Source organism: Paenibacillus jilunlii, from assembly GCF_900102965.1.
Lineage (GTDB): Bacteria > Bacillota > Bacilli > Paenibacillales > Paenibacillaceae > Paenibacillus_AQ > Paenibacillus_AQ jilunlii.
In genome coordinates this window covers 312,541-328,345 of sequence record NZ_FNGM01000002.1, presented here as the reverse complement: position 1 = coordinate 328,345, position 15,805 = coordinate 312,541, and the positions used below count along the sequence as shown (strand labels likewise).

General features: G+C 54.1%; 10 protein-coding genes. 9 read left to right on the top strand and 1 reads right to left on the bottom strand.

Annotated features, from left to right (window positions below; all coding sequences use genetic code 11):
- The first annotated feature begins 27 nt into the window (after positions 1-27).
- The 9 genes from BLQ82_RS06250 to BLQ82_RS06210 all read left to right on the top strand — a co-directional run bounded on the left by BLQ82_RS06250 (position 28) and on the right by BLQ82_RS06210 (position 13,726).
- Positions 28-786 carry a hypothetical protein gene (locus tag BLQ82_RS06250; protein WP_425287525.1) on the top strand — a complete coding sequence of 253 codons (759 nt, stop codon included), beginning with the start codon at positions 28-30 and terminating at the stop codon, positions 784-786.
- A gap of 395 nt (positions 787-1,181) precedes the next feature.
- Positions 1,182-2,168 (top strand): ABC transporter permease, encoded by a 987-nt coding sequence (locus tag BLQ82_RS06245; protein WP_062520679.1) that lies wholly within the window; start codon positions 1,182-1,184, stop codon positions 2,166-2,168.
- A gap of 12 nt (positions 2,169-2,180) precedes the next feature.
- Positions 2,181-3,083, top strand: coding sequence for a carbohydrate ABC transporter permease (locus BLQ82_RS06240; protein ID WP_062520680.1), 903 nt, complete (start codon positions 2,181-2,183; stop codon positions 3,081-3,083).
- 56 nt (positions 3,084-3,139) lie between these two features.
- Positions 3,140-4,681, top strand: coding sequence for an ABC transporter substrate-binding protein (locus tag BLQ82_RS06235; RefSeq protein WP_062520682.1), 1,542 nt, complete (start codon positions 3,140-3,142; stop codon positions 4,679-4,681).
- A 168-nt stretch (positions 4,682-4,849) separates the two neighbouring features.
- A complete protein-coding gene (locus tag BLQ82_RS06230) occupies positions 4,850-8,263 on the top strand; it encodes a carbohydrate-binding domain-containing protein (RefSeq protein WP_062520684.1) in 3,414 nt (1,137 codons plus the stop codon).
- Positions 8,264-8,421: 158 nt separating this feature from the next.
- Complete coding sequence (locus tag BLQ82_RS31820) at positions 8,422-8,562, top strand: hypothetical protein (protein ID WP_157243759.1); 141 nt, start codon at positions 8,422-8,424, stop codon at positions 8,560-8,562.
- Between the two features lie 618 nt (positions 8,563-9,180).
- On the top strand, positions 9,181-10,908 hold the full coding sequence (locus BLQ82_RS06220; protein ID WP_062520688.1) for a glycoside hydrolase family 3 protein: 1,728 nt from the start codon (positions 9,181-9,183) through the stop codon (positions 10,906-10,908).
- Positions 10,898-11,971 carry a glycoside hydrolase family 88/105 protein gene (locus tag BLQ82_RS06215; RefSeq protein WP_062520690.1) on the top strand — a complete coding sequence of 358 codons (1,074 nt, stop codon included), beginning with the start codon at positions 10,898-10,900 and terminating at the stop codon, positions 11,969-11,971. The genes BLQ82_RS06220 and BLQ82_RS06215 overlap by 11 nt, the downstream gene beginning before the upstream one ends.
- A 36-nt stretch (positions 11,972-12,007) precedes the next feature.
- A complete protein-coding gene (locus BLQ82_RS06210) occupies positions 12,008-13,726 on the top strand; it encodes a hypothetical protein (RefSeq protein WP_143013356.1) in 1,719 nt (572 codons plus the stop codon).
- Between the two features lie 355 nt (positions 13,727-14,081).
- Here BLQ82_RS06210 and hflX read toward each other — a convergent pair whose 3' ends face one another.
- A complete protein-coding gene (hflX, locus tag BLQ82_RS06205) occupies positions 14,082-15,353 on the bottom strand; it encodes a GTPase HflX (protein WP_062520694.1) in 1,272 nt (423 codons plus the stop codon).
- Positions 15,354-15,805: the final 452 nt, after the last annotated feature.

Sequence of the window (15,805 nt, the reverse complement as noted above, 5' to 3'; positions counted from 1 at the left end):
GAAACGGGAGCGACTGGAGTTACAGGTGTGACTGGCGCAACCGGAGAAACGGGAGCGACTGGAGTTACGGGTGCAACGGGCGCAACCGGGGAAACGGGAACGACTGGAGTTACAGGTGCAACAGGTGCAACAGGCGCAACCGGGGAAACGGGAGCGACTGGAGTTACAGGTGCAACGGGTGCGACCGGGGAAACGGGAGCGACTGGAGTTACGGGTGCAACGGGCGCAACCGGGGAAACGGGAGCGACTGGAGTTACAGGTGTGACTGGAGCAACTGGGTCAACTGGTGCAACCGGCCCGAATGTTGCGGCGGAAGGGTTCTCGGCGTTTCTGCCCACAATCTCGGCCAGTGCCAGCACCCAGCTTGCCGGCTGGACGGTGACGTCGCCGTATTACGACAGCACCTCGTTTAACGAAACAACGGGGAACTATACGGTTCCGGTTACGGGCCGGTACTCTTTTGAAGCAACGATCAACTACTCTACCACCGCAGCGATTTCGGTTGCGTTAGGTGCAGGAGTTAACCCTTCATTTGTGATACGGAGAACTTCTCCTACGACTGTAGATTTGGTAACCGGACTATTCCCTCTGCTGAATGTCAACATTGCGCTTGTATTAACCCTTAGAACGATCTTGGGCAACGGGACAGTTACCTTGGCCGGTGAGTTTGATCTGACAGCAGGCGATGTGATCGGTCTCTTCTATGAGGCGGATGGTTTAACGGTTCCACTTGATCTGGGGAGCACGTCCTCTGGCGTGGTCTGGTCAGTTCACAGATTCACTTAATGCATTGTAAGAAGAAACATATTTAAATTACAACCAGAAGGGGCCAACATCCACGGGTGAAGGCCTCTTCTTTTGTGCATTTAGAAAATTATGATTTTTCTGTTGCGGATAATGTGTCTATAAAAGTCGGGGGTAGGGATAAAAAACTTTTAGTTCAATTTGTTTAGCGAGAAATGCCGTAGTTGAAGAGCTGAAGGCTGATTTGTCCGGAAATAACAGCAGAAATGCCGTTGTTCAAGTAACGAAGGCCGGTTTGGTCCTGAATGGAGCGATCTTCAAACTCTGTAGATTATCGAACTTTTATTATAGATGGCCTTATTTAGCATCTGCGGTTCTCCGGCTACACTTAAAGCATAGAAGAGAGAGACTGCTGAAGAAATCAGGAGGCGTAAGCGATGATCACTCATGAAAAAAGAAACGCGCTGGACACCAGGCTGCATCTGCCGGTGCGGTTACATCCGAAAAGAAGCTCCATGCTGGGGTATTTGCTGAAGCACAAGGTGCTGCTGCTTATGCTGCTGCCGGGTGTAGTGTTCCTGCTCATTAACAACTACCTGCCGATGTTCGGGATCATCATTGCCTTCAAAAATATTAACTATGTCGACGGGATTCTCGGAAGCCCGTGGGTGGGGCTGGATAATTTCAAATTCCTGTTCGCTACCTCGGACGCCTGGATCATCACCCGCAACACGGTGCTGTACAATTTCGTGTTTATCATTCTCAATCTGGTGATTGCCGTGTCCATTGCGATTGCCCTGAATGAGCTGAAAAACAAGCTGGCCGCCAAATTTTATCAGAGTATTATGTTCTTTCCGTATTTCCTGTCGATGGTGGTGGTGAGCTACCTGGTATTCGCTTTTCTAAATGTTGAATACGGTTTCATTAACAAAGGAATCCTGGCGATGTTCGGGCTGAATGAGCTGAACTGGTACTCGGAGCCGAAATATTGGCCGTTTATACTGCCGCTGATCAATCTCTGGAAAGGGGTGGGGTATGGCTGCGTAATCTATCTTGCGGCAATTATCGGCATTGACAGCGAGTATTATGAGGCGGCGCTAATCGATGGAGCCAGCAAGTGGAAGCAGATTCTCCATATTACGATCCCGCTCATCCGTCCGGTCATCATCATCACAACCATTCTTGCCATCGGCGGCATTTTCCGCTCTGACTTCGGGCTGTTTTACCAGACTACACTCAACTCCGGGGCGCTCTATCCTACAACGCTTGTTATCGACACCTATGTCTATAATGCCTTAATCAACATGGGCAACCTGGGCATGTCCGCCGCAGCCGGGCTATACCAATCCATCGTCGGCTTCTTCCTCGTTCTCGGCTCGAACTGGATCGTGCGCAAGGTCGACAAGGACCAGGCCGTTTTCTAAAACTTAAGGAGGATGGAACCAGTGACCAACAATCAAATATCCCGGCCGACGAATATTATACTTCATATGATCTTTATCATCCTGTCGATTACCTGCCTGCTGCCGATTGTACTGGTGTTCATGATTTCGATTACCGACTACGATTCCATTGTGCTGAACGGTTATCAATTTATCCCGGAGAAGCTCAGTCTGGAGGCGTATGCCTATATTTTCAAAGACTATACCGTCATTGTAAAAGCCTACGGCGTGTCCATCTTCGTTACCGTTGCCGGCACTCTGCTCAGCGTATTCATCTCTTCCCTGTATGCGTATCCGATTTCGCGGGCTGATTTCAAGTACAGAGGATTCTTTGCTTTCCTGATTTTTTTCACGATGCTGTTCGGCGGCGGGCTGGTGCCCTGGTACATGGTCTACACTCAGGTACTCGACCTCAAAAACTCAATATGGGCCCTCATCGTTCCGATGCTGCTGTCCCCGTTCAATGTGCTGATTATGAAGACGTATTTCCAGATGAGTGTGCCGCCTGCGCTGATTGAGGCCTCCAAAATTGACGGTGCCGGTGAGCTGCGGACCTTCTTCCGGATTGTATTCCCGTTGTCTCTGCCGGTATTTGCGACGATTGGCCTGTTCAACACCCTGCATTACTGGAACGACTGGTTCAACAGCATGATCTTCATCACAGACACAGACCTCTATTCCCTGCAGTACCTGATGTATAAAATGATCTCCCAAGCGGACTACCTGAGCCGCAACGGGGCTTTGATTCAAGGCTCGGCGACTGAGCTCGCCAAACTGCCGGGTGAAACCATCCGCATGGCCATGGCGCTGATCGGCATTGGTCCGATTGTGCTGGCATATCCGTTTTTTCAAAGGTATTTCATCAAAGGCCTGACGCTGGGCTCCATTAAAGGCTAACCTCGGATTCCACCGGTTTAGCATATATTGATTCATCTAGGGGAGGAAAACAAGATATGGCGGGAAAAAAGGGAACGGGTCTACTGCTTTCACTTGTACTATTGATTGGTCTATCGTTAAGCGGGTGCGGCGGAAACAACAGCAATAATGAGCCGGCCCCGGCCGGGACGCAGGCGGACAGCACCGCTGCTCCGGCTGCTTCGGATCAGGCGGTGGCCACCGAAAAAACGAATAAGCTGGAACAGGTGGAGCTGTCGCTGTATTTGCCCGGCGGACCGGATAAGGATGTGGCCTCCGTCGAGCAGGCGATCAATGAATATCTGAAGGATAAGATTAACGCCACAATCAAGATCAACCAGCTCAGCTGGGATAAACCGGCAGACAAGGTGAACCTGATGATCCAGTCCGGCGAAGTATTCGACATGGTCTACACCTGGAACTTTATGACCAACGCCGCCAAAGGCGCGTATCTGCCGCTGGAGGAACTGCTGGACACCTATGCCAAGGAGACCAAGGCACAGATTAACCCGGCTTACCTGCAGGCCGCTACCGTCAACGGACATTTGTATGCGATTCCAACCGAGAAGGAGCTGGGCCAGTCGGTAGGGTTTGCTTTTGACAAGGCGATTGTTGACAAGTATGGGTTCGATGTGAACAGCATCAAGAAGCTTGAGGATATTGAACCGATGCTGAAGACGATCAAAGAGAAGGAGCCAGCCATTACACCGCTGTTCATGAATCATACCGACAGCCTGAACTGGTTCACCGTGTACCCGGACAGCGAGGACCTCGATGGCAGCAATGAAATTCCGACACTGCTCGATTATAAGACGATGAAGGTTTTTAACGAATACGATACCCCGGAAATTCTGGCACGCCTGCAGCTGATCCGGGAATGGTACAAAGCGGGTTATATCAACAAGAACGGGGCTACCGACAAAACCGAGCTGAAGGATGCCGTAAAAAGCGGCAAGGCCTGGTTCACCTACGGCAATATGAATCCAACCTCCACCAATGACTGGACCCGTCTCGCCGAGAAGCCGATGGTCATCAAAACCCTTTTGCCGGTACAGGTCAGCACCAAAAGCCTGCAGGGCTCTATGCTCGCCATCTCCAGAACCTCCAAAAACCCTGAGCGGGCCATGATGTTCATGAACCTGATTCATACCGATCCGGTCCTGTATAACCTGTTAACCTTCGGCATTGAAGGCAAGCACTACAAAAAAGTAAGCGACAATACGGTTGAATTTATCCCGGACAGCGGCTATAACTCCGTATCCTCGTGGATGATCGGGAATGTGCTGCTGAACTATCTGAACAAGGACGAAGACCCGAAACGGGTGCAGCTCTATACCGACTGGAACAAAAACTCCAAGGTGTCCCCGGTGATCGGCTTTGTGTTTGACTCGACCAAGGTGCAGTCGCAGATCGGCGCGCTGATCAACATTACGAAGCAGTATAAGAATACCCTGTACTCCGGGGAAAAAGACCCTGAGCCCATCCTGAAGGAAATGAACAACAAGCTGAAGGCTGCTGGACTGGATGCTGTCATAAGCGAAATTCAGTCGCAAATGGATGCGTTTTTGGCCGCCAAATAAGATGTTGAATGATTAGCAGACCCAATATCCGGTACAGTTCGGCCGCCTCCCTGATTCTTAACTTCAGCTTGCTGCGGCCGCTTGCCTGGGTGTCGGGTATTCCTATTCGCCGAATTAGCAATTGGGGGCCCTGTTTCTATTCTAATAGAAGAGGGTGTTAATGTGCGAATGATTAAAAAAACAGCTGTACTGCTTACCCTGTTATGTGTGCTGATGACGGTTCTGATGCTGGGCGGGCGTATTGTATCCGCTGCGGCAACCGCCACCTGTGAGTGTGAGCCGTCCGGCTTACTGTGGCAGGTGGGCGAACCGGACAATAGCTCAGCCGAATTTACAGTTTACAATAATGTGTACAGCAACCTTCCCCTGCCTCTGCCCGCTGAAAGTTGGAATACGATCTCCAAAGGAATGAAGGCCGATGTCAATCCGGCGATGAGCCTTGCGTTTGATTTGACGGCGGTTCCCCAGTATGGAGTGGAGTTCAGCTTCAAGGTGATAGACGCAAGCACAGCAATTCCCCAGCTTACCGTTTTCACAAATGGTCTCATGAGCGGACTCATTCAAATTACAGGTCTGAATAACGGAGAAGCTGCCCTGGAGAACACGTGGAAGCAAACCTACAGACTGTATATTCCCAAAGAGCAGCTGCACGTTGGCCAAAATGTGCTGCAGCTGGAGGTCGACCGTGGGTTGTATGCGGATCCTCAGGCTCCCGGTTATGATGGAGATCAATATTTATGGTTCGAGTGGGACTATTTCAAGCTGAAATCCCGGCATCAGCAGGCTGATGAGCCGATACATGGACGGTACGTGCATCTGGGAACCACGCTGGCGGCAGCTACCTTCAAATATGACGAGAATGCGATACGCCATCTGGCGCCTATGACCAAATGGATGGGCATCGCCTACAGCGGCAATTGGATGCGGGCCTCCTTCTGGTCGGATACGAGCGCAGGCTGGGATCCGCAGGGCCGGAACTATCTGGAGACGCTGCGTGATCTGAATCTGGAACCCATGGTGAATATCATCGGGGGCAATTGGAAGAACAATGCCGATCTGGTGGGCGGAACGGTCAGCACGGCACTGAGGAGCTATTACTCCGCATTTGTCAGCAAATTCGGGGATTTGTACCAATATGCGGAATCGGGCAATGAGCCCGGCTTGTTCAGGTGGTCCCAGCAATCTGTGCTGGCAATCCATGAGCTGATGGATCAGGAACGCCAGACCAACAACCAGCCCTATCTCAAAATTGTGGCACCGGGCTGGGCCTATTGGCCGTACAACGGAATACCTGACGGGTGGGAGCGGGATGCTGCCCAGCGCGAAGAAATTGAAGCGCTTTCAGATGTAACGAACGGACACAGCTATGGCGGAACCGGCGTTCAGCCGCTGCCGGGCGGCAGCCTGTATGAGAATCTGCAGGTGTACGGAGAAGCGGATGAGGGCTTTGGCAAAGAGATGGCGATGAGCGAAACCGGCAGCAACGACAATCATTCCGACAATACGAAATACGGTACGTATGCTTACAGGTTCGCTTCCGCTTTTGACCGGGAGCTGCGCGGGAATATCGGCTATGTTGACCATATTATGCAGCACGCAGCCTTCTTCAATGACGGGACGGAGTTCGGGTTGTTCGATTCCGGCATCAACTGGAACACACACCGCTTCGAGGATACGGCGGCTGTAGCGGCCAATAGCAACGAACCGGGCGAGACGCGGCTGAAGACATTCCGCAGGCTAGCCGCCGCGTATGCCACCCATGGGCGCCCGCTCAGCTACGAGATTATGAATCCGTCTGACCTGAGCGGCAAAAAAGCGTATTTCCGCGCGGTCGACACCTCGGCGCTGGATACTTCGGAGATAGGGGCATCGGCAGATAAGATCCTGCTGAATTTTGTGAACTTTGAGACGCAGCCTGTGACAATGCAGGTGCGGGTCACGATGCCAGAGGGCGGGGAATACGCCGGAGAGCGGTTCGGCCCGGGCGATACCTATGCCGCCGCCCACTCCAATCTCCAGCTTACGGCAACGCCCGATCTTACGCTTACAGTAACCCTCGGCGCAGGCGAAACTGTCCAGTATATTCTGGATGAGCTGGAGACAGAATCGCCCACTGCTCCCACCAGTCCGGCAGCAGTGGCGGTGAGCCACGAGCAGGTGAAGGTGACCTGGAATGCCGCAACGGACAACGACAGTGTTGTGAGTTACAATGTGTACCGGGACGGCGGGACAGAACCGGTAATGACTATTCCGGGGCGGATTACCTTTTATAATGACTACACCGTAGCTCCTGAGACGTCATACAGCTATAGGGTTCAGGCGGTGGATGATTCCGGCAATGTCTCGCCCTTGACTGCAGCCGTATCTGCAACCACACTGCCGATGCCGATCACGCCGCATGTGGCGGGAGACCCGACCAAATTTGAGGCGGAAGCCACCGCATTTGCCGCGCCGCTCAAAATCGGCCACTACAGCATTGCTTCAGGGGGAAGAGTGGTGGAGCAGACCCATGCCGGAGGTTTGACAATTCAAGGGTTCTATTCGGAGAACGGCGGAAGCTACACATTAACAATTGCATACGCTTCCAATCAGGATTCGAAGAAAAATATCCTGATTAACGGCCAAAAACAAACAACCGTGACCCTGCCTTCCACCGGAAGCTGGAACTCTAACTTTACCGCGAAACAGTATGGCATTACGCTCCAGCCGGGGTATAACATGATCAGCTTCACCTCCGCCGGGAACGGTGCAAATCTTGATTATTTCAAGCTTGAGGAAGGGGCTTATGTTCCTGTCTCGGCCTGGTATACCGTGGAGCACGATCATGCTTATATCGACTATACCGGCTTCACGACAGCTTCCAATAGTGTATCTCACGTGACCTATGCGCCTGACGCCACGGCGATGTTCAATTTCAAAGGCATCGGGGTCCGCTGGAGATCGGATGTCAAAAGTGATATGGGCAGCGCCGATGTCTACGTCGACGGGCAGTATAAGGAGACGGTAGTTATTCCCCAGGCTGGTCTTGAGGGAGATAACAAAATTGTCTATGAGCTTACCGGTCTGGAGTATGGCCTGCACCGGATTGAGATCAAAGGGACCAACGGGCTGGTGATGGTCCATGGGTTCGAGTTCGAGAGTTATGAATCCACACTTCCCGCTCCGCTTCCGGACCTGACTGTTACGGATATCGGCTGGAACATCGTTAATAGCGACGGCACTCCATCTTCGCACACGGCTCCGCAGCTCGGCGATTCCTTAATTTTCTGGGCCAAGGTAAAAAACATCGGAGTGCGTCCAACGCCGCTGAACACCTCTACGGGATCTGGCCAAATAACCGGCGGCGCTTTTTCCGTCAACGGCGGAGTGGTCTCCTGGACGGATACGAACAACACCGTGATCCAGCCGGGAGAAGAGATCACCCTGACCGCCAACGGCAGTGCCCAAGGCACGCCACGGTGGGCAGTTCCCACCATCGGCGATTTCAACATCGGCTTCTTCGTGAACGATATCTGGCGGTATGAGGAGATGAACAAGGAGAATAACAAATTGAATGAGACATTGAGCATCAGCTTGCCCTAGCAGGGCTTTAGATTGGAGCGCATAAGTCTGCAACAGTATCCCGCCGCCTGCTTTGTGAAGTGCGGCGGCGGGAATTTACATAAGGGGACCGTCAACGGACGGCATTTCCCCATTCTGATGTATTTCCTGCAACAGAATTTGATCCCAGGGGGCTGGAATTGGATTCGATTGCACTTTGTGCAGCAGAATATGGCGGGGAAGCTGAGATAAGGCCGTTTTCAGAATTTCTATTGCACGAAATACAGCAGATTAATATTTCAGACACGAAATCAGCAAATCTGCTGTACGTTTTGCAATAGATGGAGTTGAGCAGCTAATTGTGCTGCTGTTGCAGTTTTGGGGCAGCGCAGCTGGCCCATGCCTTTACGGTTTGGTGGGGAGCAGCGTCCCGATGTTTTCCGGGAGGCGGGTTACAGCCAAAGCGTCCCCGCAGGGGTAAAGGCTCTCTGCACATATTAGCGCGGGAGCTCCCCCCTGCCTACGCCAGCTATCCGGGTGTCCAGAGGGCCGGGGCTCTTAGGGTCCCCCTTGGCTAAGGGGGATTTAGGGAGATCGAAAATCCAATAGGATTTCGAACTTTTATTATAGATGACCTTATTTAGTCGCTGCCGTCTGCCAGATACACTTAAGACAGTAAAAGTTTTTGGGGGAGCAAATTGTCCCTTTGCCTTGGGATGTTTGGGGGAAGCGGAGCGTTCCCTTGCCTTTTGCAGCAGGCGGGCAACAGCCAAAGCGTCCCCCCGCAGGGGTGAAGCGCTCTCCGCACACAGCAGCCCGGGAGCACAACACCCCCGCCTCCGCCAGCTATCCGGGTGTCCAGAGGGCCGGGGCCCTTGGGGTCCCCCTTGGCTAAGGGGGATTTAGGGGGATCGAAATGCCTTTAGGGGGATCGAAAACTGATCAGGAGGAATTCACACATGCAAAGGCCGCTGACAAGGGAAGAGCAGGATTGGGTAGAGCGCACGCTCGCATCCATGAGCCTGCGGGAAAAGATTGGGCAAACGATGCAGGATCATGCGGGGCGGCTGCCCTTCAAGGGTAACGATGAGGAGGCGCTTGCGGCATATTTGAAAGCGTATCCAGTAGGCAGCTTTTTTATCGGTGGAGAGGTTATTCAGAAGGCGGCGGGCAAGGCAGAGGAGTACAGGGATTGGGCGGAGCAGCTGCAGCGGATCAGCAAATATCCCCTGCTGTTCTCCGGCGATCTGGAGTTCGGCGCGGGATCGGCGGTGAAGAGCCTGACCGCATTCCCGCCGCTCCTTGGGCTGGCTGCTGCCGACGATGAGGCCCTGGCCTACGAATACGGCAAATTTACAGCACTGGAAGGCCGGGCAGCGGGTTTCACCTGGGCGCTGGCACCCGGGACGGATCTTTTGCTGAACTGGATGAATCCTGTAATTACTACGCGCTGTCTAGGGGATGACGCGAGACGGGCGGCCAGACTGGCGGGCGCAGTCATGCGGGGGATGCAGGACCATGGCCTGGCAGCATGTGCCAAGCATTTTCCGGGAGACGGGGTAGACTATCGGGACCAGCATATTGTCACCACCATCAACGGCTTGTCTGAGGAAGAATGGTTCGCGGCTTACGGGCAAGTGTCGCAGCATATGATTGATCAGGGTGTCCTGTCATATATGACCGGGCATATTGCCCTTCCCTGGCTGGAGGGGGGGATGCAGGGGGAGAAGCCAGTACCGGCAACAGTGTCGGAACGCATCACCACAGGGCTGCTGCGGAAGCGTATGGGCTTTGCGGGCGTGGTGCTGTCGGATGCACTGGATATGGGCGGATTTCTGGCCTGGGGCGAGTATGAGAAACGGCTGGTGGACTGTTTCAACTGTGGGACGGATGTGCTTTTGTGGCCGGGTGTGGATTATTTCGGGGTCATGGAGCGGGCAGTCAGGGACGGGGCCGTCCGTATGGAACGGCTGGATGCCAGTGTCCGCCGGGTGCTGGTGCTGAAAGCCCTGCTTGGGGTACACCGGGTGGATCCAAAAGGCAGGGACCCGCAAGCGGTTCCGCTGCTCAATGATCGGCTGCCGCCAAAGCTTGACCTGGAAGCCAGGCAGCTAAGCCGGACGATTGCGGAGCGATGCATCACGCTTGTCCGCAATCGTGGCGGTATGCTGCCGCTTAACCCGCAGACCACCCGCCGGGTACTGGTGGTTCTGCTGAACAAAGTGACGGAAGGCCGCAAGTATGAGCGGATGAATGTCTTTGTGGAGCTTTTACGGGCGAGAGGGTTACAGGTGGATATCCTCGATGAATTTGAGCCGCTGAGCACGCTGCGCAAATGGGAGCTGTCAGGGATTCGCTGGGATGCTGCGTTTGCGCCTTATTTTTTGCCTCTGCACGGCATGATGAATACAGCCCGGCCGGTGGGCGAGGCGGCCAAAGCGATCTGGGCGATGCAGCATGCGGAGACCATCCGCCCGATTGGAATTTCTTTTGCCACACCATATCTGCTGCAGGATATGCCGTTTCTGGATGCGCTAATTAATGCCTATTCGCTGCATGAGGAGACGGTGGAGCTTACGGTAAAAGCGCTGTTCGGAGAGGTGCCCTTTCAGGGGCAGTCTCCGGTGAAGGCGGACCCGCAGGACGGTTCAATGGAATTAAGGGGGCTTCATCATCATGAACACTGAGCGGAAGCTTGCGGAGACGCTGGATTTATTGTTTCGGTACATGATTTTGGAGGAGCACAAGGGAAAGTGGGGAATGGACATCGACCACTGGGATTGGGTGCCGGGGGTCGGCGTGATTTCGTTGATGGAGTACGCCACAGCCAGCGGACGGGAGGAAGTTCTGGATTATCTGCTGCAGTGGGTGAACCGCAATAAGCGCAAGGCCGAAGGGGCAAAAGTGATCAATTCATTGGCCCCCTTTGCGCTTTTTCCAGAGCTGTACCGCCGGACAGAGGATCCATGGTTTCTGCAAAAGGCCATGTCCGCCGCCGATTGGATGCTGAAGGCTGCTCCGGTCACACGTGAAGGCGCGTTAGAGCATACTGTAACGGAAAATGTGGATTTCCCGGAGCAGGTATGGGCGGATACGGTCTATATGGCGGTTTTGTTCCTGGCGCGCCTGGGCGGGCTGACGGGAGAATCCCGGCTGGCGGATGCTGCAGTCAGGCAGACGCTGCTGCACCTGCAATTGCTGCAGGACCCGGAGTCGGGGCTGCTGTACCACGGCTGGAATAGCCGGGCGGGCCATCATATGTCGGCCGTTCATTGGGCGCGCGCCAATGCATGGATTACCCTGGCCGTTCCCCAGATTGTTGCGGAGCTTAGAGAGGTGGTTGCGATTCCCGAAGAGCTGTACAGCCGGTACCGCTCGCTTGCCGCAGGTCTGCGGTCCTGTCAGGCGGGGAATGGGTTATGGCATACGGTCTTGAACCGAACGGATTTTGTTCAGGAGACTTCAGGCAGTGCGGGCATAGCCTGCGGGTTCATCAAGGGCGTGGAGCAGGGCCTGCTGGATGCCTCTTATCTGGATGGTGCCCGGCGGACCGTTCAAGGCATTCTTCCGCTCATCGCGGAGAACGGAGAAGTGCAAGGGGTGTCCGGCGGGACGCCCGTCATGCCCACGGCAGATGCTTACAATACGATCGAAGTCTACCCTACGCTGTATGGACAGGGGCTGGTGATGCAGCTGTTCACGCATGCACCGGATTTGTTATCGGGTACACGTTCGGCATGGGAAGTGTGATTGGAATCCCTTTACCTTGAGGAAAGGAAGATCATCATGAAGAAAACGGCCGAACAGCTAAATAAGCATGAAGCCATAGATCATCAACGGATGCTGATCCGCAAAATGCAGTCACTCGGGTCCCGCTACAGCCCGGAGCTCTGCATGCTTCAGTCGCCGTTCAGCAGCCCGGGTTATCATACCGCGCTGCGGGATGCCGAATTCATCCATTCCACCCGGGATTCGCTGTCGTATGCACTCGGGCTGCTGGATACAGAGCTTGCCGAGCATGAGCTGCGGGCCTTCGAGATTATCGCCCGGGTGGTGTCTCTGCAGGATACTGACCGCAGCCATGATACCTTTGGGATCTGGTCCTGGTTCTACGAAGAACCGCTGGCACAGATGGCGCCGCCCGACTGGAACTGGGCAGACTTCTGCGGCAGCCGTCTGGTTCAGGCTCTCAAGCGCCATGGGAGCAGATTCCCGGGGGCCCTGCGCAAGGCCGTTGCCGACTCCATTGGCTATGCCTGTGAGGCCATTATTAAGCGGAATGTCGGGCCGGATTACACGAATATTGCGATTCTGGGGGCCTTCGTCACCAGAATTGCAGGGGAGCAGCTGGGACGCGGGGATTTCGCGGACTATGGGTTGAAGCGTCTGCAGAAGCTGTATGCGTATACGATGAAACGCGGCGCTTTTCAGGAATACAACAGCCCGGTCTATACGTACATCGCCATCCTGGAGTTGTCCAAGCTGCATTCTGAAACCATGGATGACGAGGTGCGCGGGCTCACCAGAGAGTTGATTGATCTCACCTGGAGGACAGTGGCGGGCTATTACCACCCGGCGACGGGGCAGTGGTCCGGCCCGCATTCCCGCTCTTATGAGACACTCCTGAATAATCAGAGCAAGGCTTTTTTGCAGGTGGCCACACGGGGGACAGTGATGTTTTTCCGTTGGGATGAGCTGCCGTACGAAGAAGAATGGTACAAAAGCGGCTTCGAGTGTCCAGCGGCCTGTCTGGAGGCCTTCAGCGTTCCGCGTACACAAGAAATCAGGCAGCTCTATGAAGGCGATGAGACGGATGGCACCGGCAAATGGGCCGTTACTTATATGACTCCCCAGATCAGCATCGGATCTTTTACAACTAGTGATCTGTGGAATCAGAGGCGGCCGCTGCTGGTCTATGCGGATAACAACGGCCTCCCTGCTTATATTCAGCTCCGCTGCCTGCACGATGGCTATGATTTTTGCTCGGCCCGCTTCAAGTCGAAGCAGGAACAGGGGCAGGTGCTGTTCGGCATTGATTTCATCACAGACGGGGGGGATACCCATCCCAATCTGGATCTTACCGGCGGCGCAATCGAGGCTGGGGATTTACGGCTGCGGCTGGAGATCGGAGGCCGGCTGGAGGGAGTGGTGGCCGAGTCTACGGAAGAAGGGGCTTCCATTCGGATCGGAGAGGCACACTGTGTGCTCACGACATGGTTTGCATCGTTTACCGGGCACGCAGGCGGGAGCCGCGACTGGACCTGGGAGGTTCAAGAGACAGGGGACCGCATTCTGGTGGAACTGGTTCTGTACTCCGGCCCGCGCAAACGCATAGACCTTCGTGCCCTTCAGCAAGCGGCAATGGTTTTTTCTTTGGATATGGAGCAGGTGCCGGGAAGCGCCGGTCCGCAAATAGAGGTGACAGCGGGCAAGCTGCGGGTGAGCGCCGGCGGGGATGAGGCGGAAGCCTTCTCGCTTCGTCTGCGTCCTGGTCAAGCGGAGTAGAACTGTTACCGGGTGCAGTCGTCGTAAAAAAGAATAAAGCAGCAAAAGAAGGAATGATGGGAGTTCTAAAAGAAAGTGAGGTGGAATTAGTACACTTAAATGGACTCAAGAGCTTCTTTTAGAGCGGTTAGTGACGGTTAGTGGGAAAAAGTAAAGTTAATTTAAGTGGATTGCCCTCAAAGGGCACGAATCGCTAGGATTAAATATCCTTTTTCCAACTAACGCTAGAAAAGAGCCAACTACATGACAGTGAGAGTCCACTACACGGCCACCAGGTAAAACAGAACCTATAATCCACAACGGCTGCGCAGTCCGGTGAAGGACGGCGCAGCCGTTTGTTCATTCTGCTCACTGCCTACTGAGAGATCACAACAAAATCGCTTTTGAACCGCTCATAATCGGCAGCCCGGCATTCCAGCTTCAGGCGTGTGCCCTGTTCTTCATAACTGACCGCCTGCACATCGGCGTGGTTATTGAAGTAGGAAACCACGCTGCCGCGGTCGAAGGGCACGAGTATTTCGCACTGGATATAATCATTGAAGACATGCTGCCTGACCAGGCCAATCAGCTCGGCGATTCCGCTTTTCTCCTTAGCAGAGAGGGTGACGGTATTCTCCTTTACTACAGGATAAGGCAATTCCGTCAGGTCAGCTTTGTTATAAGCCTTAATGGCCGGGATTCCGTCCGCGCCCAGGGCCTTCAGGGTTTCCTCCGTAACAGCGATATGCTGGCCCACCTGCGGATCGGAAATGTCGGCTACATGAATCAGCAGATCAGCCTCGGTGACCTCTTCGAGCGTAGAGCGGAACGCCTTGACCAGATGATGGGGCAGCTGGCTGACAAAACCGACCGTGTCGGTCAACAAAAAGGTTTTACGGTCAGGCAGCTCAATGCTGCGCACTGAGGTTTCCAATGTGGCGAACAGCATATCCTTGGCCAACACCCCTTTTTGAGATCCGGGGTGGTAGGTTTCCATTATGGTGTTCATTAAGCTGGACTTGCCGGTATTGGTATAACCGACGAGACAGACTACGGGCACCTCGTTTTTGCGCCGCTGCTTGCGCTGGACCTGCCGCCGGGCCACTTGAGTCTGCAGCTCCAGCTGCAGTGCCGTGATGCGTTCCTCAATTCTGCGCCGGTCCAGCTCCAGCTTGGTTTCCCCGGCGCCGCGGTTTTTCAGTCCTGCCCCGCCACCTTGTCTGCCGAGAGACTCGCGCATCCCGGTCAGCCGGGGGAGCATGTACTGCAGCTGTGCCACCTCCACCTGGAGCTGGGCCTCCTTCGTTTTGGCGCGTTCGGCAAATATATTCAGAATCAGCACGGTCCGGTCAATGACCTGACGGTCCAGCGCCGATTCCAGATTACGGATCTGGGAAGGGGAAAGCTCATCATTAAAAATAACAATAGGCGCATCCAGCGCTTCCAACAGGGCTTCCAGCTCCCCGATTTTGCCTGTACCGATATAATGCGACGGATTAATGCGGCTGGATTTCTGGCTCAGCTCCCCGACCACCTCAAGCTCGCAGGCGGCCGCCAGATTGCGCAGCTCTTCCATGGAATAAGCGAAATCCTTGTCATTCTGCAGCTGAACACCGACAATCACTGCTTTTTGCTGTACAGTTTCCATATATTCATTCAACCTCCACTAGTAAAATTGGACATGAAAAAGCACAGGCGGTCTGCCTGTGCTAACAGTATCAATAGAGGACAACAGAATAGGGCCGCCGGAGGAATCTCCATCCCCCAGTCCCTTCGTCGGCATTTCCATAGCAACAATGAATGTATGCGAAAAATACAGCGGCCCTGCAGAACAGCAAGCTGCTGCACCTGCCTGTGGGGCGGTTCATTGTTATTGCCTAATGGAGCTGCAAGTATTCCTAAAGGCTGATGCCGGCGGGCCTGATCTGTCCGCCGGACGATGGGTTTAAGCTGTGGGCTGCCTTCAAAAATAGATAGACCTATCCTGAGTCCTCTGCACGGGGCAGAGCTTTAGCGCTATAAAATTAGCTTAGCCGCGTAAAGTACGAATCCGGATATAGTCTATCACACGCAACCCTCCGTTCTTCAAAAGTTACGTTG